Origin of the sequence: Gilliamella apicola (assembly GCF_003202655.1) — a bacterium.
Classification (GTDB): Bacteria; Pseudomonadota; Gammaproteobacteria; order Enterobacterales; family Orbaceae; genus Gilliamella; species Gilliamella apicola_R.
This window is the reverse complement of record NZ_QGLR01000010.1, coordinates 49,582-71,476: the sequence shown is the minus strand read 5'-3', so window position 1 is coordinate 71,476 and position 21,895 is coordinate 49,582. Positions and strand designations below refer to the sequence as shown.

The 21,895-nt window shown below is 36.2% G+C and carries 16 protein-coding genes and 2 pseudogenes; 7 read left to right on the top strand and 11 right to left on the bottom strand.

Translation table 11 applies throughout. The features are described from left to right. Positions 1 to 173: 173 nt before the first annotated feature. From mmuM to mfd, 5 genes are all read right to left on the bottom strand, one after another. A complete protein-coding gene (mmuM, locus tag DKK70_RS08500; protein ID WP_110433615.1) occupies positions 174 to 1,112 on the bottom strand; it encodes a homocysteine S-methyltransferase in 939 nt (312 codons plus the stop codon). Then, positions 1,112 to 2,503 (bottom strand): S-methylmethionine permease, encoded by a 1,392-nt coding sequence (mmuP, locus tag DKK70_RS08495; RefSeq protein WP_110433614.1) that lies wholly within the window; start codon positions 2,501 to 2,503, stop codon positions 1,112 to 1,114. Before mmuP ends, mmuM begins: the two co-directional genes overlap by 1 nt. Positions 2,504 to 3,075: 572 nt before the next feature. After that, entirely contained in the window at positions 3,076 to 4,467 is a 1,392-nt protein-coding gene (locus DKK70_RS08490; RefSeq protein ID WP_110433613.1) for a DUF945 family protein, read from the bottom strand. Between the two features lie 87 nt (positions 4,468 to 4,554). Continuing rightward, on the bottom strand, positions 4,555 to 6,078 hold the full coding sequence (locus tag DKK70_RS08485) for a DUF945 family protein (protein ID WP_110433612.1): 1,524 nt from the start codon (positions 6,076 to 6,078) through the stop codon (positions 4,555 to 4,557). A gap of 31 nt (positions 6,079 to 6,109) precedes the next feature. Next, positions 6,110 to 9,571 carry a transcription-repair coupling factor gene (mfd, locus tag DKK70_RS08480; RefSeq protein WP_110433611.1) on the bottom strand — a complete coding sequence of 1,154 codons (3,462 nt, stop codon included), beginning with the start codon at positions 9,569 to 9,571 and terminating at the stop codon, positions 6,110 to 6,112. Positions 9,572 to 9,729: 158 nt separating this feature from the next. On the opposite strand from mfd, the gene lolC reads away from it, so the two are divergent. The 5 genes and pseudogenes from lolC to DKK70_RS08455 all read left to right on the top strand — a co-directional run. Beyond that, positions 9,730 to 10,932: a lipoprotein-releasing ABC transporter permease subunit LolC gene (gene lolC, locus DKK70_RS08475; protein ID WP_110433741.1), complete on the top strand. Its 1,203-nt coding sequence runs from the start codon at positions 9,730 to 9,732 to the stop codon at positions 10,930 to 10,932. Next, entirely contained in the window at positions 10,925 to 11,623 is a 699-nt protein-coding gene (gene lolD, locus DKK70_RS08470; protein WP_110433610.1) for a lipoprotein-releasing ABC transporter ATP-binding protein LolD, read from the top strand. Before lolC ends, lolD begins: the two co-directional genes overlap by 8 nt. A gap of 20 nt (positions 11,624 to 11,643) precedes the next feature. Further along, positions 11,644 to 12,882, top strand: a complete 1,239-nt coding sequence (lolE, locus tag DKK70_RS08465; protein ID WP_110433609.1) for a lipoprotein-releasing ABC transporter permease subunit LolE — start codon at positions 11,644 to 11,646, stop codon at positions 12,880 to 12,882. Between the two features lie 71 nt (positions 12,883 to 12,953). Then, positions 12,954 to 13,103, top strand: a pseudogene (locus tag DKK70_RS17510) (lipoprotein-releasing ABC transporter permease subunit LolE); the annotation flags it as partial. A 71-nt stretch (positions 13,104 to 13,174) separates the two neighbouring features. Beyond that, positions 13,175 to 13,324: pseudogene (locus DKK70_RS08455) on the top strand (lipoprotein-releasing ABC transporter permease subunit LolE); the annotation flags it as partial. 50 nt (positions 13,325 to 13,374) lie between these two features. Here the strand turns inward: DKK70_RS08455 and DKK70_RS08450 are convergent. The 6 genes from DKK70_RS08450 to yihU all read right to left on the bottom strand — a co-directional run bounded on the left by DKK70_RS08450 (position 13,375) and on the right by yihU (position 19,976). Continuing rightward, positions 13,375 to 14,100 (bottom strand): rhomboid family intramembrane serine protease, encoded by a 726-nt coding sequence (locus DKK70_RS08450; protein ID WP_181415952.1) that lies wholly within the window; start codon positions 14,098 to 14,100, stop codon positions 13,375 to 13,377. A 52-nt stretch (positions 14,101 to 14,152) separates the two neighbouring features. After that, positions 14,153 to 14,647 carry a GNAT family N-acetyltransferase gene (locus DKK70_RS08445; RefSeq protein ID WP_110433605.1) on the bottom strand — a complete coding sequence of 165 codons (495 nt, stop codon included), beginning with the start codon at positions 14,645 to 14,647 and terminating at the stop codon, positions 14,153 to 14,155. Positions 14,648 to 14,887: 240 nt separating this feature from the next. After that, a complete protein-coding gene (locus DKK70_RS08440) occupies positions 14,888 to 15,799 on the bottom strand; it encodes an aldose 1-epimerase (RefSeq protein WP_110433604.1) in 912 nt (303 codons plus the stop codon). Between the two features lie 211 nt (positions 15,800 to 16,010). Next, a complete protein-coding gene (locus DKK70_RS08435; protein WP_110433603.1) occupies positions 16,011 to 18,026 on the bottom strand; it encodes an alpha-glucosidase in 2,016 nt (671 codons plus the stop codon). A 170-nt stretch (positions 18,027 to 18,196) separates the two neighbouring features. Then, on the bottom strand, positions 18,197 to 19,072 hold the full coding sequence (locus tag DKK70_RS08430) for an aldolase (protein ID WP_086357967.1): 876 nt from the start codon (positions 19,070 to 19,072) through the stop codon (positions 18,197 to 18,199). 19 nt (positions 19,073 to 19,091) lie between these two features. Continuing rightward, positions 19,092 to 19,976, bottom strand: a complete 885-nt coding sequence (yihU, locus tag DKK70_RS08425) for a sulfolactaldehyde 3-reductase (RefSeq protein ID WP_110433602.1) — start codon at positions 19,974 to 19,976, stop codon at positions 19,092 to 19,094. 150 nt (positions 19,977 to 20,126) lie between these two features. On the opposite strand from yihU, the gene DKK70_RS08420 reads away from it, so the two are divergent. Together DKK70_RS08420 and DKK70_RS08415 are read left to right on the top strand one after the other, a co-directional pair. Then, positions 20,127 to 21,026, top strand: a complete 900-nt coding sequence (locus DKK70_RS08420; RefSeq protein ID WP_110433601.1) for a sugar kinase — start codon at positions 20,127 to 20,129, stop codon at positions 21,024 to 21,026. A 24-nt stretch (positions 21,027 to 21,050) separates the two neighbouring features. Continuing rightward, positions 21,051 to 21,830: a DeoR/GlpR family DNA-binding transcription regulator gene (locus tag DKK70_RS08415; protein WP_086358135.1), complete on the top strand. Its 780-nt coding sequence runs from the start codon at positions 21,051 to 21,053 to the stop codon at positions 21,828 to 21,830. Positions 21,831 to 21,895: the final 65 nt, after the last annotated feature.

The window sequence follows — 21,895 nt, the reverse complement described above, 5'->3', positions numbered from 1 at the left end:
TATTAAATGGGGATGAAAAATTTTAAGCAAGTCCTTTTGGCAGTAAAAAAATTGAGGAAAGAGGTTTTTAAGATTATAAATGTTATTAAAAAGCACCGTTATTTATCTCATTGATTTAAGTAACGGTGCTGATTTATTTGTCTATAGCTATAAATTTAAACTATCGACTATGTTTAATTAATAGCTTTTAAATAGTGAGCAATTTGTGCAATATCATTTGGAGTAGTTTGACAGCAGCCACCAATTAATTTTGCTCCTAACTTGATCCAAACGGGCAATTGATTATCAAAGGTACAATTATGTTGATGATCTTGGTGCCATTGTTTGGTGGTTGGGTCATACTGTTCGCCCGAATTGGGGTAAACAATTAATGGTTTAGAGGTTAACTTCTGTAGTTCGGTTAAAGCGAGGGTGACTTTTTCTAAGGCTATGCAATTAACGCCGATGCTAACAACTTGATCAATCTGATTCAAATAATCAATTACCTCAATAAGTGGCGTACCATCGCTAAGGTGATTAGCATCTTTTAGAGTGAACGAAAACCAAGCTGTCATCGTTGGAAATTGTTTTAACAATTTAGTTAACGCTTTTATTTCAACAAAGTTGGGTAGGGTTTCACAAGCTAGGATATCAACTTTTGCATCTATAAGTGCCTCAAGGCGAATTTGATGGAACTCGATAAATTCATCTTCACTCAATTGATAGTTGCCGGTGTATTCAGAGCCATCCGCCAAATAAGCACCATATGGGCCAATTGAACCAGCAATAATTAGTGGTTTATTACTGTCGATTTGTTCTAAATAGTCTTGTTTAGCTTGCTGGGCGAGCTCGACACTTTTTTTTATGAGTTTTATTGACTCGTCCTGTGCGATACCTTTTTGCGCAAACCCTAACGGCGTAGCTTGATAGCTGGCAGTGATTGCACAATCCGCGCCAGCATTAAAATAATCATAATGAACCTGGCGGATCAGTTCGGGTTGTTCTATTAATACTTTGGCTGACCATAAGCTGTCATTAAGGTCACAACCACGACGCTGTAGCTCACTAGCCAGAGCGCCGTCAATGATTATATATTTGTTTTGCTTTAATAATTGAGTTATTGGATTAGACATCAGCGATTTTCTCGTTGTTGATAGGCTCGGGTTGCGTAATAGGCGATATAGCAGATCACCACAAATGGAATCCCGCAATAAAGGGCAATGCGTTGTTCTGGATCGAATGCTAAACCAATACAAGCTACTAAGCAAAGTAGGAAGCCTAAAATGGGTACTAATGGGTAAAATGGTGCTTTATATTTAAGCTCTTTTATCTCAGATGGTGATAGCTGTTTTCTGAAAAAGTAATGAGAAGCACAGATGCTTAACCAAACCGCAACTACTGCAAAGCCAGAAATCGCAGTTAAGCCTACAAACACCGTATTAGGTGCTTTGACACTGGAAATCAGTGCTAATAATCCACCAAACATACTAACGGCAATAGCATTAACTGGAATGCCTTTTTTATTTAATTTGCTAAAGTAGTTAGGTAAAGTACCTTGATTGGATAGTGACCATAACATCCGGCCGGAGGCGTATAATCCTGAGTTAGCGGCAGATAAGATGGCGGTTAAAATAACAAAATTCATAATATCTGCTGCATAAGGAATACCAATACTTTCAAACACTTCAACAAATGGACTTTTGCTAACGCCAGCTTGTTCCATCGGTAGTAGGGCAGCCAATACAAAAATAGTACCAACAAAAAAGATAATTAATCTTAAAATAGTGGTTTTAATCGCTAATGGAATGGTTTTTTCCGGATGATGTGTTTCACCAGCGGCAATACCGATTAGTTCAGTGCCCGAAAAAGCAAAGTTAACCGATACCATAGTCATTACAATTGGCGTAATACCATTCGGCAACCAACCATGTTCGGTAATATTGTGAAGAAACGGTGCCGGCATGGCGTTTTTCATCGGAATAATACCAAAAATTGCAGCACTACCTGCAATAATAAACACCAGTATAGTAATGACTTTGATGATCGAAAACCAAAACTCACTTTCAGCAAAAAACTGCGCGGTAATGATATTTAATAAGAAAATCACTATACAAAAGACTAAACACCAATGCCAGACGGAAACTTGTGGGAACCAGTATTGCATACACAATCCGGCAGCGGTAAAACTTGATCCTAATGCTACAGTCCAAGTTAACCAATATAGCCAAGCAACAGTGTAGCCAGTAGCTGGGTTAATAAATCGTGACGCATAGGTATGGAAAGCACCCGTTTCAGGCATAGCCACGGCCAGTTCACCCAAGCATAACATAACTAGATAAACGACTAATGCGCCAATTAAATAGGCAATAATAGCACCTATCGCACCCGCGGTGGCAATAATATAACCTGTGTTAAAAAAGAGACCGGTACCAATTACGCCACCTAAAGATAGCATAACTAAATGCCGCGTTTTCATGGAACGTTTGAATTGATTTTCATTACTAATAGAAGAATGTTTATTCATAAAGGTATATTTTTATTAAAGTAAAAGAATCAAAAATTCTATATAGATAGAATAATTATTAAAATAGCTTTATTTCGGTGATACTAGTTATTTATATTGTTAGCACGACATTTTTTTAAATGGATTAGTTACTGTGCTCTAACAATCATAATTGTAATAGATGCAACATTGTAATAGATACTACTGAGATAAGCGATCTTTTTGTGACTAATTAGCGATATTTAAAAAATGAAATTGCTCAATCGGTTAACGCAATGATATTGGTTTGATCCTTTGTCATTCATGGCAGTTTTTCTTGGATTTAAGGTATTGTTTGTCACTTAAGCTGTTTTATCATTTATCTATAACCAAGTGATAATTTTTTTAGACCAATTTAGTAAATTGGTAAGAAATATAGTTGAAATGTATCTAAATATTGAAAATAGTATATTTTTTATCAATTATATTCAATAAGATGTCTTATTTTAGATAAGTTATAAACAAAAAATTAATGTTTATCTAATGAGGAAATAAGTTGTGGTAAAATAGGTATCCCACCAGAGGATTGGTGGGTTGATTTTATAATGAATAGATTAATAAGTTGGATTTTTTAGAAGCTCATCCGAGGCCATCTTTTTGCCATTTATGATAAATTGTTCACTATTTTTTAAATATTTTACTTCAGAAAATAGCCCATCAACATCATCTTTTTTGAATATAAATAAAGGTGATTTATATACTGCCATTTCAATAATATCCTGAACATTTTGAACTGCTGTTTTAAATTCCTCATCCGAAATATTTTCTTTTTCCGGGTTTACAAATTGAGCGATAAAACGACCTAAAACCTTGTAAGGCGCTTCAAGCTTAAAATTAAATTGATTGAGTTTATTGAGATTGCTTCCCATGGTTAAGGCGGTTTTTTGATCAAAATTTGAAACATCTACTAGTGCATTGAAATTAATATCCCCCTCATTATTGTGCCAATATACCTTTTTAAAGTTTACTTTGCTATTGGGAGAGGTATTATTACCAATTTTAGCTAACAAAGGTCGTAATTCGGATTGGTGTTTTAAAAATGATTTATCCATTCCCTCAAAATTGAAATCTAAAGCACCATTACCCATTTCTTGTTTGCCGTAATTAAATGCGTCAACATTTAAATTCACCATACCATTCAATCCTTTACTATTTGCTTCAAATTTATTGTGCCAAATTAAATTTTTGATAGCAATTTCCGGTGTATTGAACTTGGTTTTAAAATCAAAATTTAAATCATCAAAGCGAGTTTGAGTATCTATATAGGCTTTTGAGTAATCAATATCATTAACGAATTTTAAATTGTTGACCAATAAGCTGTCACCATTGTTTCTTTGATAACCAATTTTGCTTACTTTAATCGAGATTGATGATTTATCAAATTTGATGTTTCCCGAAAAGCGATAATCAATTGTACCAAGATCAAGTTTGCCTTGAAAGATATTATAAACATGCTCAGATTCACCCAATGAAATTGGTTGAGTTAATAAGTTAAAGTCTAGATTATCAAAATAAGATAAGCCAACATGACCTTTAATGAACGGTTGATTACCAACATCCTTCCACAAACTCGGATTAAATTGTTCACTATTTTGATATTCAACCCATACTTGTTGTGGGGTTAGCTTACCATCTTTTAATGCCGCTAGTGGGAAGGGGCCATGATGAATGATAATATCATCATCATATATTATGATTGGCGCAAACCTTTGATCATAGTTGATAGAGATTTTTATATGTGTTTTTGTTGAGAAAATCCCTTTTTCATCATTATCATGTGTGATTTGTAATTTAAATAGTTTTTGTACACTATTCATTTGTTGGCATATGTCATTTAAACTGTTATCAAGCTCCTTTTCAATTACGTTCCCTGTGTGCCATGCAAGACCAACATAGCCTAAACCTAATATTGCCACAACACCCACTGCTAATTTCGATTTCTTCATTTTCAACCTCTTACTTTCCGTTTCTTTCTACAACCTATACGATTCCAATCAATTAAGTTATCACCTGAGCCAATTTATATTCCTGTTTTATTCAAACAGATCCAAAAGCTCATTTTTGTTATACATTTGTCCATTTATGTTGGCTTCGTTACTATCTTTAGATATATCAATATCCATAAATAAACCTTGTTCTTCACCCTTACTTAACTTAAATAATGGCGAATCACCGAACATATGTTCTAACATTTCTTGGGTTTCTTCTTTCCATAACTCAACTTGCTCATCAACGAGATCATGATGGAGAGGATCCCAATATTGGGCAAAAATCCGGACAAGCACGTTTAACGGTGCACTAACATGTAATGTTAAATTATCAATGCTATCAAGAGGGTTGTCGTCTTCAGAAATTTGATCAAGATTAGTAATATCTAGTGATCCTTTAATATTGATATCACCACTCAAATTGTGCCAGCTGAAGTTATTTAGCTTAACTTTGCTTTCAATAGGTTGATTATAATGAGTTTCTACATCGACAAATTCCTCGCCAAATATTGCTTTATCTAAATCTTGATAATCAATATCTATCATGGCGTTCCCTAAGTTTTGTTGTCCATGATGAATTGAGTTTACACTACATGTAAATGAGCCACTAAGAACTCGTGCATCACTTAAATTAACTTTTTGTTTGATTGAAAGACCTTTTAATTGGATAGCTGGTTGCCTATTACTTGATTGTGGAATTAAGGTAAAATTACCCAAACTAATTTGCGTATCAACATCCTGATTGGCTGGTTCAATCGTAACTTTAGTGATTAAATTATCAAGTATAAAAGTGTCGAGATCAGATTGATCAAAATCATACATATTATTAAAAAATTTATTTTTTTGATTGGTTCGTAATTTATCAAAAGTCAAAGCAAAATTAACGTGGTTTGATTGCTTTTCACCAGCAAGGGTGAAATGAAGATTGTTTAATGTCAAATATTCGCTCGCAAATTGGTGATGGTATTTATCTAAATCCAATTTTATTGACGGCGTTGATTGATCGCTTTTGCTAGTGAATGTTAAAGTCGAAGCTCCTAATTCTGCTTCTAGACCAGATAGAAAATGTGTTTCTCTGTTTTGTTTAACTTTAAATCCGTTAGTTAACCAATTAAGTGTTACATCACCATTATAACTTATACTCATATTACCCGTTATTAATGGTCGAGCGCCAATAACCTCAACCAAGTCAAATTTAGGGTCGGCAATTGGATATTCAATCCAAGCCATTTGTGGTGAAAAAATACCTTGTTTTAAGGCTGCTATCGGAAATGGACCGTGATAGATAGTGAAATCAGTGTCAATCAAGGGGAGTTTATCATTGATCATTTCGTCCTTAGGCAATAAGGTTATATTGATATGCGTTTGGGTTGAAAAAATATGCTTCTTATCATTAGAATGAGTGATTTGTACGTTAAACACGTTTTGCGAATTATTTATTTGCTCGGTAACTCGAGCTATTGTGTTATCAATTTCTTTTTCAATTACATTCCCAGTGTGCCATGCTATACCAAGGTAACTTATACCTAGTACAGCAATAATACCAATAATTGGAGTCGTCTTTTTCATGTTTATAATTTCTGTTTCGTTATATTTCAGGTTATTTTTCTAGATGATCAGCAAAATCAACTAATAAATTCTTAATATAATCAATGCGATCAATGCGTTGTAAATCAGATTTAATTAATTTTAATCGATTAGTCCCTTCTAAGCGATAAATTTTTGGCGATTTTTGTATGATCTCAATTAAATAATCAACTGAAATTTTGTTATTAGCGCCAAATTCAATAAAGCCACCTTTATCACCCAATTCGATTTTGGTAATACCCAATCTACTTGCTTGATAGCGAATTTTAGTCGTTTCTAATAAAAACAACACAGGGTCAGGCAATTTGCCAAATCGGTCGCGCATTTCGACTTGAATATCAGTCAGTTCATCTAGGCTTTCAATGCTGGCGATGCGTTTATAGAGTGATAAACGAGTATTAACGTCAGGAATAAAATCATCAGGGATTAAAGTCGGTAAGCGTAATTCGACTTCTGTCTGTTGATTATTGAGTAGTGATTCGAGAGTCGGTTCCTTGCCCTCTTTAAGGGATTTAACCGCATCATCAAGTAATTCGATATAAAGGTTAAAGCCAATGGTTTCAATTTGTCCACTTTGGTCACTGCCCAATAGTTCACCAGCACCACGAATTTCAAGGTCATGAGTGGCTAAAGCAAAGCCAGCTCCTAAATCTTCTAGCGTGGCTATTGCATCAAGACGTTTTTTAGCATCTTTACTAAGTAATTTAGGATGTGGCGTTAACAAATAAGCGTAAGCTTGGTGATAGGAACGTCCAACCCGTCCACGCAATTGGTGTAACTGGGCTAAACCAAATTTATCTGCGCGTTCAATAATGATAGTATTGGCATTAGGAATGTCGATTCCGGTTTCGACAATAGTAGTACACACCAATAAGTTAAATCGTTGATGATGAAAGTCATTCATAACCCGTTCGAGATCGCGCTCATGCATCTGTCCATGACCAACCGCAACCCGAGCTTCTGGTACCAGTTCGGTTAACTTTTCCGCCACTGTTTCAATATCCGACACATCATTATGCAAGTAATAAATTTGGCCACCACGTAAAATTTCTCGCAAAATGGCTTCACGTATAACTAGGTTATCATATTCTCGAACAAAGGTTTTCACAGCCAAACGGCGAGCTGGCGGAGTGGCTATAATTGAGAGATCACGCATGCCACTCATGGCCATATTTAAGGTTCGTGGAATAGGGGTTGCGGTCAAGGTTAGGATATCGATATTGGCACGCATTGCTTTAATACGTTCTTTTTGACGAACACCAAAACGATGTTCTTCATCAACAATTAATAAGCCTAAATCTTGCCATTTTACATCTTCTTGTAATAGTTTATGAGTACCTACAACAATGTCGATTTTTCCTTCAGCTAACTCTTGAATTATCGCTTGTTGCTGTTTAGCTGTTTTAAAGCGAGATAAACTTTCGATACGGATTGGCCAATTGGCAAATCTGTCACAAAAGCTTTCGTAATGTTGTTGGGCAAGTAAGGTGGTAGGAACTAAAACTGCTGCTTGCTTATGATTTATTACCGCTAAAAATGCTGCACGAATCGCCACTTCGGTTTTACCAAATCCGACATCTCCGCAGACTAGGCGGTCCATTGCATAAGGTGAACACATGTCACCAATAATAGCACCAATGGCATTTTGCTGATCTTCGGTTTCTTGATAAGGAAACGCTTGGCAAAACAGTTCGTATTGTTCACGATCTTGTTTGAATTCAAAGCCGGGTTTACTCTCACGTTCAGCGTATATATCTAACAATTCAGCGGCGACATCACGTACTTTTTCGGCGGCTTTTTGTCTTGCTTTACTCCATGTATCGGTACCTAATTTATTGAGTGGCGCATTTTCCTCATCTCCACCTGAGTAACGGCTGATCAAATTAAGTGATGAAACGGGTACATAGAGCTTAGTCTCATTAGCATAGAGTAAAATCAGGTATTCAGCAGTAATACCGCCCGTTTCTAATGTGGTTAAACCGGCATAGCGCCCCACACCATGCTCCAAATGCACCACAGGTTTACCCGGTGTTAATTCAGCTAAACTTCGAATTAAGCTATCGGTATTGATCGCTTGTTTACTCTCTTTTTTACGTCGAATAACCCGACGACCCAACAATTCGTTTTCCGTAATAAAAGCGAAATTTTGTTGCAGATCGATAAAACCTTGTTCACTAGCACCAATCATTAAACAGTAACGATTATCCGTGTTTGACAGTTGGTCAAGTTGAGTGATGCTGGTTGGATGTATTCGAATGCGACCTAAAATTTCTTGCAACGCCTCTTTACGACCTTCAGATTCGACCGAAAAGATAATCTTACCGTCAAAATCTTGGATAAATTGCTCAAAATGAGAATAAGGATCTTTCTGCTGAATCTGTATGGCAATTTCAGGTAGTAAACTAAACGGCAAGTTAATACTTTTGCTTGAATCACTGATTTCAGTATGCGACACCGTAATGCGTGGATATTGTTTAAAATGAGCAAAAATTTCATCAGTTTTTGACCAAATAACCGTTGGCGCTAACAGTGGCCGCATCGGATCGACTTTACGACTTTCATAACGTTGGCTAATATCCTGCCAATATTTATTGGCGAACGATTCGATATTGTTTGTATTGATAATCAACGTATTTGCTAAAAAATAGCTAAACAGCGGCGTGAGAGGTTCGTTAAAAAATAAGGCCTGCCAATACTCAATACCGGTTGGTAAAATGTTTTTACTAACTTGTTGGTAGATGCTTTCTGGATCTAATCTTACTTCAAACTTTTCTCGCCATTGACTGCGAAATAGTTCGATTGATGTTTTATCAAAAGGAAATTCGTGCGCGGGTAGTAGTTGAATTTGGCTAATTTCATCAAGAGTCCGCTGAGTTTCGACATCAAAGGTACGAATGCTGTCAATTTCGTCATCAAAAAAATCAATACGGTAAGGGGCGTCACTTCCCATAGGATAGATATCAAATAGCGCACCGCGAGTGGCATATTCGCCATGTTCCATGACTTGACTGACCGAACGGTAACCGGCATTTTCAAGTTGCAAACGTAGATTTTCACGACTTATGGCTAAACCTTTTTTCATCATAAAGACATGTCCACCTAAATAATTTTGTGGACAGACTTTTTGCATAAGTGTATTAATTGGTAGAATTAATGCGCCTTTAGTTAAATGGCCCAAATGATAAAGGCAGGATAACCGTTCTGATACAATATCTTGGTGGGGCGAAAAACTATCATAAGGCAATGTTTCCCAATCGGGGAAGAAGATTGTTGGAAAGCGAGAAAATTGTTTTAACTCTTCATGAAGCCGAGTAGTTTGTTGCATATCATCGGTAACAATCACCACTAAACCATCGTGAGCTTCTATTGTTTGCGCACAAAATTGAGATAATGAAGAACCAACAAGTTGGCCAACTTGTTTAACTTCACCTGATTTTTTAGGAATGATGTCAGAAATATTATATGTTTTAGGCATGTTGGAGTAATAGATAATTGCGACAAAGTTATCTCACGATTATAACGTAATTATATGACTGTTTTCTATAACTGTTTAATCCTGTATCATAAGTAGCTTATATTCTACGAGTTAAACTTGATTAAAACTTCAGGTACCTTATTACTATTATGTCAAAAATATTTCGTCCATTAGTGTTTTATATAGGTTTTCGCTATGTATACGGGCAAAAAACCGATGGTTTTGGTCGCTTTGTATCATGGCTATCAATGATTGGGATCATGTTAGGCTCCATCGGCTTAATCGTGGTGTTGTCGGTAATGAATGGGCTGGAAGATCAGATGCAAAATAGTATCTTAAAATTTTTTCCACAAGCGCAAGTTACCTCGAAAACAGGTAAAATCGATTCTACACTAATTACTTCTTCACAATTTAAAAATATCCCCGGTGTAGAGCGAATAACGCCGATTATTACCAGTGATGTGGTATTACAAAGTCAACACAGTATTACTGTTAGTACCTTGATGGGCATCACCGCCGCAGATCACGATCCGATTGAGGATTATGTGTACACCGGTTCGATCGATACTTTGCAGGCCGGTAGTTATAATGTGATTTTAGGTTACACGTTAGCCGATCAATTGGGCGTAATAGTTGGTGATAAGATTCGTTTGATGGTGACCGATGCCAGTCAAATAACTCCAGTAGGTCGTATTCCTTCACAACGTCTGTTTACCGTAAGTGGATTGTTTTCTGTTAATCAGGATATCAATCAAGCGTTAATCTATGTCAATCAAACTGATGCTAAAAATCTGTTGCGTTATCCAACTAATAATATTAGTGGCTGGCGTCTATTTTTAACGCATCCACTTGAAATCTCATCAGTTACCAACACGCCTTTACCTGAAGGTTTGAAATTTACCGATTGGCGCGCCAAACGTGGTGAGTTGTTTCAAGCAATTAAGATGGAAAAAAACGTGATGGGATTATTGATTAGTTTGATCGTGATTGTTGCCGCTTTTAATATTATCACTTCACTAAGCTTATTAGTTATGGAAAAACAAGGCGAAGTAGCCATTTTAAAAACGCAAGGTTTATCACGTTTTAAAATTATGTTGATTTTTATTATCCAAGGTGCCAGTTCTGGCGTTATTGGAACCTTACTAGGCAGTGCCATAGGGTTGTTACTTGCCTCATATCTCAATGAATTGATGTCGGTACTTGGGTTATCCTTTGCTGGTATTGAATTACCTAGTTTGGTTAATCCTTCACAAATTGTATTTATTATTTTCGGATTACTTATGTTATCGTTAATTTCAACTATTTATCCTGCATATCGTGCAGCCAATATCCAACCAGCCGAGGCTTTACGTTATGAATAATTCACAGCCACTTCTATCTGCTAAAAATCTAAGTAAAACCTATAAAGAAGGTAAAATGGTGACTGAGGTATTGAAAGATGTATCATTTGATATTTATCCTAAATCTCTGTTGGCGATCATTGGTAGTTCAGGTTCGGGTAAAAGTACCTTATTGCATCTGTTAGGTGGGTTAGACCAACCGACTTCCGGCGAAATTATGTTCAAATCCCAACAGCTTAATCGCTTATCAGAGCAAGAAAAAGCTCGCTTACGTAATCAAGAAATTGGTTTCGTTTATCAGTTCCACCATCTATTACCTGACTTTACTGCCCTTGAAAATGTAGCAATGCCGTTATTAATTGGTGGTGTTTCACCAAGTGAAGCTAAAAAACGTGCTATGGTGATGTTAGAGTCAGTGAATTTAGTTAAACGTGCCAACCATCGTCCAGCTGAATTATCCGGCGGTGAGCGGCAACGCGTCGCTATTGGCAGAGCTTTGATTAATAATCCAGCTCTAGTTATGGCTGATGAACCCACGGGTAATTTAGATAAATCAACCGCGGATGCAATTTTTGATTTATTGGTGAAACTTAATCGTGAGCACGGTACGGCATTTTTAGTGGTAACCCATGATCTCGCTTTAGCGAATAAACTCGATCAACAATTGATTATGAGTGATGGTCAGTTATCCTACCGTGATTTGGCGAATTAAAGGTAAATGGACAACTAACTATGAATTTATCATTAATCACCGCCATAAAATTCCGTAAAGGGCGCCGTAAAAGTGGTATGGTTTCCTTGATATCCATTATTTCAACCCTAAGTATCGCTATCGGTATTGCTGCGCTGATCATAGGATTAAGTGCGATGAATGGTTTTGAACGAGAGCTAAACGACCGTGTTTTATCGGTGGTGCCTCATGGGCAAATTTATTCTTACACAGGCAATTTGGATAATTGGCAGCATGTTCAAAGCGAACTCCAAGAGAATAACCATATTTTATCCGCTGTACCTTTTGTTAGTTTTACCGGTTTGATTGAAAACGCTAGCAAACTTGGTGCGGTTGAAGTGCAAGGGCTCGATCCTGAGCAAGAAACCAAGATCAGCGCATTGCCAAATTATGTACTTAATAATAGATGGCAAGATTTTAAAGCTGATAGTCAGCAGATCATTTTAGGGGCTGGGTTGGCTAAATTACTTGCCGTCGAAGAAGGGCAGTGGGTTACTCTATTGATTCCGGTTTCCAACAATCCAGAACAACTTAAACCACCTCGTCGCGTTCGTTTACAAGTACATGGTATTTTAGATTTAAGTGGTACGTTAAGTAATAATGTTGCGTTATTACCCTTAGCGGATTCACAAAAATTACTAAATATCGATGACAGTGTCACTGGGTTAATGATTAATGTGGATAACGTCTATCAAGCTAGTGACATTATCGCTCAAGCCACGTTAACTTTGGAAGAAAATCTCAATTTCAACAGTTGGGAACATACTTTTGGTTTTATGTACCGTGACATCCAGATGATTCGACAAATTATGTATTTAGCTATGATTGTAGTGATTGGCGTAGCTTGTTTTAATATTGTATCGACGTTGGTTATTGCGGTTAAAGATAAACAGCGTGATATTGCTATCCTTAAAACCCTTGGTGCTACCAATAATCTTATAAAACGTATCTTTATCTGGTATGGTGTGATATCTGGTTTAATTGGTAGTGTGATTGGTGTGGTGTTAGGTGTTATTGTTGCTTGGCAACTTTCAAATATAATGGGCGTTGTTGAATCGATGATGGGGCATAAAATCTTGAACAGCAATATCTATTTTGTTGATTTTTTACCATCTGAAATTCATCTATTTGATGTAGTTATTGTGTTTATTACCGCAATGTTACTAAGTTTGCTTGCCAGCTATTATCCCGCTCGCAGAGCATGTAAAATCGATCCGGCCCGAGTTTTAAGTAGTTATTAATTGAACCTCGATAATTAAAAAGGTGCAAAGTTAATTTGCGCCTTTATTGGTTAATAATAAAATCCAGCAACCATTTTGTTGATTTTTTACCATCTGAAATTCATCTATTTGATGTGGTTATTGTGTTTATTACCGCAATGTTACTAAGTTTGCTTGCTAGCTATTATCCCGCTCGCAGAGCGTGTAAAATCGATCCGGCTCGAGTTTTAAGTAGTTATTAATTGAACCTCGATAATTAAAAAGGCGCAAAGTTAATTTGCGCCTTTATTGGTTAATAATGAAAGCCAGCAACCATTTTGTTGATTTTTTACCATCTGAAATTCATCTATTTGATGTAGTTATTGTGTTTATTACCGCAATGTTACTAAGTTTGCTTGCCAGCTATTATCCCGCTCGCAGAGCATGTAAAATCGATCCGGCCCGAGTTTTAAGTAGTTATTAATTGAACCTCGATAATTAAAAAGGCGCAAAGTTAATTTGCGCCTTTATTGGTTAATAATGAAAGCCACCAATCCCTTGATAATATCGATAAAGTAGATATAACAGCAGACATGAAATAGCAAATAGCAGCAAAATTAACTTAGTATAGATTTGACTTTGGTAGCGAAATTTTTTCAGACAAATAGTGACTAATCCTCCCAAAATAAATCCGCTAACGGCACCACCTATATGAGCCATATTGTCGATAGAAGGCAGCAAACCTAATCCCGCTGTTAGTATTAAACTGACTACAATTGATTTGATAGGCATTTGTTGCAGATCGGTACGATTAATCAGTGAATAGGCAAGTAATGCTGTAATAATCCCCAAGATAGCGCCCGATGCCCCACAGCTAACAACACTATGATGCAGGGTCGAAATATCACTAGCTAAGCTACCAAACAGGCCTGACAATAAGTAGATCCCAATAAAAGCAAATGGCGGAATTAATCGTTCTAAAATAATCCCCACGCTCCATAGCGCCAGCATATTCATAGCTAGATGGGTTAATCCTGCATGCACAAAAATATTGGTCAGTAAGCGCCAATACTCCCCGGAAAAGGTGAGCAGTGAAACATCTGCGCCCCAGTCAATAAGAAAGGCCATTTCTGTATAGTTCATAAAGGCTCGTGAATCAAGGAGATGTGAAATTACAAACCAGGCAACATTAAGCAAGATTAAAATACTAGTAATTTTGGCTTGATGAAATAAATATTCGAGATTTTTTAGATTGCTCATGAATTGAGTCATCCTTTTTAAAAAAAATATCTAATTAAGATAGATAAAAGGGTTAATCTAAACGTTTGCCTAAAATAACCAAATCACGTTTAACGCCATCAAGTTCAGCAACTTTTGGCAGTAATGCCCATTGCTTATAATGCATTTTTTCGAAAAGATTTAAGCTAGCAATATTATGTCCAAAAATATAGCTGAGTATGGCTTCAATACCAGCTTGTTTAGCAAATGATTCTATCTTAGCCACTGTGGTTTGACCGATTTTTTTGCCCCGGAAATCTTGATGAATATATAGGCTTATCTCAACTGTTTTATCGTAAGCTGGACGACCATAAAAAGATGACAAACTAACCCAGCCACAAGGTTGATTATGATATTTGATTAACCAAAGCGGACGCTTCTGCGGATTATGCTGTTCAAACCATGCAAAACGGCTTTCAACCGACACCGGCTGCAAATCTGCTGTTACCTGACGACTGGCAATAGTCGAATTATAAACCTCCACGATAAATGGTAAATCATCTAAGGTCGCATCTGTATAGGTAATCATACGGTAAAAAAGATAGTGGTTAATTGGCTTTTATTGTAATGATTTTACCACAGGCAAGCAATATTAGTTAAAGATGATTTGATAACCTAAAAGCACATAATCACTGCAATAATTGTTCCCCAACAAACGTTCCTTAATATTTTTTGTTCAATCATTTAAATAAATAATCTGCCTAAAAAAGTAAGGAACGAAGTTTTTGGCGGGAACTAGCTTTTTATGATTTAAGTTCTATTTAAATAATCAATTTATTTCATCAAGTTGCATTTGCATCTCACCAGTTAGGGTTTGATTACTTGCTAGCACTTGGATTCCATTATGCAATGGTGTATTACTGTTGATGGCGTTATTAATATGGCTCACCGGTTCAACAGCAAAAAAGGTATTCATTGGTGCCGAAGGGGTCATGACAACTAAGTAGGCTAATGGTATTGTAGCAGTTAATGTTAACGATAATTTTTTAGTCGGCCATTGTATTATTGCTTTTCTGTTCCAATTAACGAAGCAATTATCCAGATTTGGTTCACCTAATTGTTTCAGTTTATGGTAATTCCAATCATCAGGTATATCGATGATTTTTTCAGGTAACATATTATCGTTATTGATAACCACTTGTTCTGCATCAAATTGCAATAATACATCATCATGTCGAGGAAAAAATGGATGCCAACCAAATCCCACTGGTATATCACAACTGTCATTGTTGGTTATATCCATCTTGACTAGTAAGCTATTTTCAAAAATCTCTACTGTTTGTATAACTGAAAATGAAAATGGCCAACCATCAATCCCGTCAATATCGGGGCGATGTTGATAACCTAAAATAATTTTATCTTGCAAATGTTCAATGATTTCCCAAGGTTTTTGCCATGCTATGCCATGAATTGTGTGAGGATGATCAGCAAAATTTTTCGCCAGTTGATAGGATTTCCCCGCAAACGAAAATTGACCATTGGCAATTCGATTTGAAAACGGAACAAGGGGATAACAGCAAGTTCGTCTAGGTGTAAGTTCTCCAGTCCATGCTCGCATAAAGTCAAGATTTTTATATTTGGCAAATGCGATAGTGCCGCCTAATTCAGGAAGTAATCCTATTTCTATATCTCCCTTTTTAATAAATACTATATTGAGATGGGTTACGTTATTCTCTTTCATGAGCAAACCTTAATAATAGTTAGCTAAATTGTGTTACTCAAAGAAGATATAGACCAAGAAGTTCAATTTCTATTTAATAAGTTTTCTTAGTTCGCTGATGTTAATTAATTTAATCTTTAAGTAATTGACAATTTTGACTATGAATTTTAGTTTGAAGAGCGAATAAGTTTTAACTATCGCTCTTTGTTATCACTATCTATAGCGTTTTTGACTATTTGATAGCAGCAATTTCTGCAAATAGGTCACTCCATTTGCTGGTTTTGCGATAAAATACCGGCGGTTGACCGATAGGAGCAGCGACCGTGATAAATTGACCGCCTTGTACCTGTTGTTTGCTCCAAACATTAATCCATGTTTCATCGGCAGGTAAATAAACTTTCCACTCTGTTACACCTTGCTGATGAACGGGAGCAACAAGTAGATCCTTGCCGTACATATATTGATCTTGAATATCATAAGTATTGATATCCTGCTCAAAATGGACAAACAAAGGACGCTGTAACGGATAACCTTTTTCGCTAGCTTCATCAGCTAATGCTTTAACATAGGGTACTAAATGACGATATATGTTGGTCATTTTTGCCAAATGGGCAATTGTTGAAGGATCATGATCGAATTGGAAATTTTCATCAGGTCTATTACATTCGTGAGTTCGCATAACAGGTGTGAATGCGGCCATTTCAGCCCAACGTTCAAAAAGTTCTTTGCTACGACGATTGTTAAATAAACTTGTATAACCACCTATATCACTATGATGATAAGCATTACCCATTAATCCCGAGGATAGTGCTGCACAAATCACCGTATTTAATCCATCATGGCGTGAAAAATCGACAGATTGGTCTCCAGCCCATAGTAATGGACAATATTTTTGCACACCGGTATAACCAGCTCGCATAAAAAAGGTTACATCATCGGTTTTACCCGCTTCAGCGATAGCTTCTGCATTGACCTTTGCCCATAATGTTGGCCACGCATTATGCATTAGCTTGGCCTCAACGCCATTTGCCAGATAGATATTGTCCGTCGGTAGATATTCACCAAAATCGGCCATCCATCCGGAAATATCGAGATCTAAGCAGTTCTTTTTGATTATTTCTTCTTTATACCATTCACATGCTTTAGGATTGGTAAAATCAACCACACCACAATAGAATTCACCAAAATCAACTAAAGCAACATCACCATCTTTATTTAATGCAAAATATCCTTTTTGTTTGGCGATTGGAAATAATTCACCATCATTACATAAATAGGGATTGAGATAACTCATAAAACGAATATTTCTTTGTTTTAACTCTTTTATTTTTTGCTCTAAATTAGGATAACGTTTTCGACTCCATTTCCAATCCCAAAATAACCGTTTACCAAACGAAGTAATACGTAAACCAACCCAATCTTCACTCCATACAGCTGCAACCGGTACGCCTTTTTTGATCGCATTTTCCATTCTGGAAAAAGTATTTTCTTCGCCGCCTTTTAAACCTAAAATAATTCCGTTATAAACCCATTCTGGTAATTTGGGTTGTCGACCAAAGCGTAAACTCAATTTTTCGACAATATCTAAGTAGGTTGGGGCACTATAAAGTTCAATTGATTGTGGAATTTCCCAAATTTGTAATTCATGAAAATCATTATTCCTAAAATCAAAATCAGCATAAGCGGTGGTATTGATATGACATGCATAATGATTGGATGAAATAAAAGTCGGTTGTGGGTAATTGGTATGATAATAGTCGCCTCCTGCTTTATTATATTTATCTGAGAGGAAGGTTATTTCAGTGGTTTTATCACGCCCGACACCAGGCTCTGATGTCCAGAGTGGAAAATGGCGTCCGCGCATATTCAAATATGACATCTGTTCACCACATCCCCATACTCTCTCATTTTGTGTGGCGGATAGTCGGATCCAAAAACGATTTAAATGCTGGTTTTGACTTTCAAATGATAATAAGGCGTCTAAATTATTTTGATGTGTTATTTTCATTGTTATTTGTACGGGACTATCCTTTCCACATGAAAATTCAACAATATTGTCAGTAATTTTCGCGAAACGAAGTGGAATACGCTCTTCTATATAATCGTGAATATCAAAATTGCCACGATAAATTTCCATTTTTTCTTGGCCAACTCCGACAAATATTGCAGGGTTTTCAGTTGTGTGTACCAATAATTGTTTTTCGTTTTGGGTTATTTCAAATCCATTATTGATAAGGCTTATTTTCATGGTGCCATCCTCTATAACTTAAATAATACGGTTAATCGCTTTCTAACAAAGCTAATAAACCATATGATCAATTCCTTATTATCATTAGACTTATCTTTAAATACATCTAAATGAGGTTTATGCATGACTTATTGTCATGCAATTACTTTATACATATTGATGTATTAGATTTACCGAGAAGACATCATCTCATCAACAATTGTGCCTAAATGTTGTAATCTTGGTGCAGAAATATCTTTAAGCATTAATTCTGTATCAGGTAATCCAATAACAGATGCCCATACTGCTCGTCCGGCAAGAAAACCTGATGCACCTGCACGCATCGCAATACGCACAGATCTGGCAAATAAATTTGCATCAACCCCAGAAGATAAAATTACCCATGGCATATTGATATGTTCATTTAGTTTTTGCGATGCTTTGAGTAAATCATTAGATTGACCTTTACCAAAAAGTGGCATTTCAACTTTATACAAATCCGCGCCAGAATCCCCCAACTCTTTTGCAGCATCGATAATTGCTTTTTCACGGTCAAATTTGTCACCTGTTCTTGGTGGACGGACTACAGGTTCAATAATACTAACTAGGCCGGCATCATGGCAGATTTTGTTAAATTCTTTAACCATGTCTAATCTTTCGTTAGGATCTTCATCTTGTCGCCAAAGTACCAATAATTTCAGTGCTTTAGCTCCATCTTTTTTTACTTGAGCTGCATTGACATTTTTATCAATACGCACCTTATCAACGGGGATACCATTACCGGGAATAAAATCATCTGCGGCAACAATTAGTGCACAATTTTTATCAACCGCTTTTTGTTTGATAATTTCGTCGTAACAAAATTGTTGATCTACCAATACACCTGAAGCATAAGGTGTTAAAATTTTTGCTGCATTAACTTTAAAATCAGTTAATACCTCATCTTTTATAGGGGTAGACATGCCTGCCGCGGCAAACATTAGTCGCATTGCTTCTCGTTGATCTACCGCCAACATCGCAAACCCGCCTGAATTTCTGGCGATATCTTTTACTGTATATTTAGTCATTTTTTTCTCCTATAATTTATTATTTTTTCAAACCTGAACAAAAACGACAATGTTCAAGAATTGCTGTCCAGTCTTGTTTGCCTCGTCCCATCGCTCTTGCTTGACTATAAACTTCACGTGATGCAGCTCCCATAGGTAATGGCACATGGAGTTGGTTAGCTACATCAAGCGCTATACCCAAATCTTTATGAGCAAGATCAATCATGAATGCTGGTGTTAAATCACCTTTTAAAACTTTGTTTGGCCAAGTTGTAGTGAAATGTCCTTTACTGGCCGGCGTGCCACTCATCACTTGCATCGCAACATCAAATGGTAACTCTAATGCATCACAAAGTGTGGCAGCTTCAGCGGATAATGCGTTTAATGCAATACTCATGAAATTATTGATAAGTTTTACTCTTATTCCTCTGCCTGGGCCTCCGGTATTGATAATTTCAGATCCCATACAAAGTAATATTTCCGAAGCTCTATCGATTTGACTTTGGCTACCACCAGCTAAAATCAGTAATGTTCCATCAATAGCATTGGTGGATGTTCGCCCGACAGGAACATCCATAAATTCTATATTTATTGCGGCAAGTCGATTGCGAATTGAATCACTTTCTAATGGATGGATTGTTGACATATCTATAAGTAGTGCATTACTACTTATGGTTTCTTTTATTCCGTTTTCAGCAAAAATAACTTGTTCGACTAATTTACCATTAGGCAGCATGGTGATAATAAATTCATTATTTTTCGCTGCCTTGGCTGGTGAGTCTGCCGCAATAGCTCCTACTGAAGTTAATTCGTTAACTGCTTGTTTATTAATATCATATACTACAACTTGATGCCCTTTTTTAATTAGGTTTTTAGCCATAGGACTGCCCATTTGACCAAGACCAATGAAACCAATATTTGCCATTTTAAACCTCTTTTATGTTCGTTTTAATTCCTTTATTATCATATTTGTAATTTTTATTTAGTAAAGTGATTTTGATCACTTTTTTAAAAAATTATTTAAATTAAAATTAAACGAATATTTAAGAATATAAACGAACAAAAGGAGTGTTTTATGATTAAAATTGCATGCGTGGGTATAGCAGTACAAGATCGAATTTATTATGTTAATGATATCCCAAAAGTTAATGGTAAATTTGTAGCAAATGATTATAAAGAAATAGGTGGAGGACCCGCTGCAACAGCAGCGGTTGCCATTGCTAAGCTGGGTGCTAAAGTTGATTTTATAGGTCGAGTTGGCGATGATGGCGCAGGTCAAGTCATATTGTCAGAGCTAGCAAATTATGGTGTCAATACCTCTTTGATAAAAGTATATGCTAATGCAAGGTCATCACAATCAGCTATTTTGGTTGATAAACACGGCGAGCGTCTGATTATTAATTATCCAAGTCCTGATTTATTAAGCGATACAAAGTGGTTAGATGATATTGATTTTTCAAGTTACGATGTCATTTTAGCTGATGTTCGTTGGCCAGAAGGTACCGAATATTGTTTTAAAAAAGCAAAACAGTTAAATATTCCTACCGTTTTAGATGCTGACGTTACCCCACAAGATATTAAACCGTTAGTTAGTTTATCTAGTCATGCTGCTTTTTCTGAACCCGGATTATTAAAAATGACGGCTCAGGACGAAGTAGCAGTAGCCTTAAAACAAGCACAAAAATCTACAAAAGGGCAAGTATATGTCACTTTGGGGGATAAAGGTTGTTTATGGTTAGAAGAAGCAAATCAGTATTGGCATAAAGGATTTAAAGTTGACGTGGTAGATACTACTGGCGCGGGAGATGTTTTCCATGGTGCATTTGCTTTTGCGCTAGCTAATGGATATTCCATTAATAAAGTAGTAGAATTTGCATGTGCTGTTGCAGCATTAAAATGTACTAAAGCTGGTGGCCGCGCTGGAATACCATCAATAAAACAAGTAAATGAATTTTTAACTGAACGTCAAAAATAAATATAAGATGAGGAGTAATTTGTGGTGGAATATGTAGAGTTAACTGGAAATCCAAGGCATGATAAATTGATATCTCTTGTTATGTCAAATGGATATATCAGTAATGAAGAATTAGCCAAAATTCTAAATGTTACACCACAAACCATCCGACGAGATATTCGTCAATTAAATGATGCTGGTTTAATTTCTCGACATCATGGTGGAGCAGGAAGAATTTCAAGTATTATGAATACAGAATTTTCTAAACGCGAAACAGCCTATATCGAAGAGAAAACCACTATTGCCAATGAAGTTGCCAATTTTATCCCTGATGGTGCTACGTTATTTATTACAATAGGTACTACCGTTGAGTTTGTTGCGAAGGCTTTAAAAAATAAAAATAACTTGCGGATAATCACCAATAGCATAAGAGTTGCTAATATTCTATATCAAAATAAAGGATTCGAAGTAATAACGCTAGGTGGTATTTTACGTTCGCATAATGGTGGCATTGTGGGGCCAAGTGCACTTTCATTGGTGAGTGGATTTCGTGCCGATTATCTTATCACCAGTTTAGGAGCTATTGACCCCGATGGTGTTTTATTAGATTTTGATATAAATGAAGTTGCCGTCGTTAAAGCGATGATTGAACATTCTCGAAATTTTATTTTAATTGGTGATCATACAAAATTTCATGCATCAGCGGCAATTGAAATCGGTAACTTGAAGCAAGTTTCAACCTTTATCACTGACAGCAAACCACCCGCCAATATCATTAATATCCTAAAAGAAAATAAAGTTGAATTAAGAATCGCTAAAAAATAGCGATTTTTATTTTTAATCAATAACAATATCGTTTTTTCGATATAATTTCATTCGTTCTTACTATG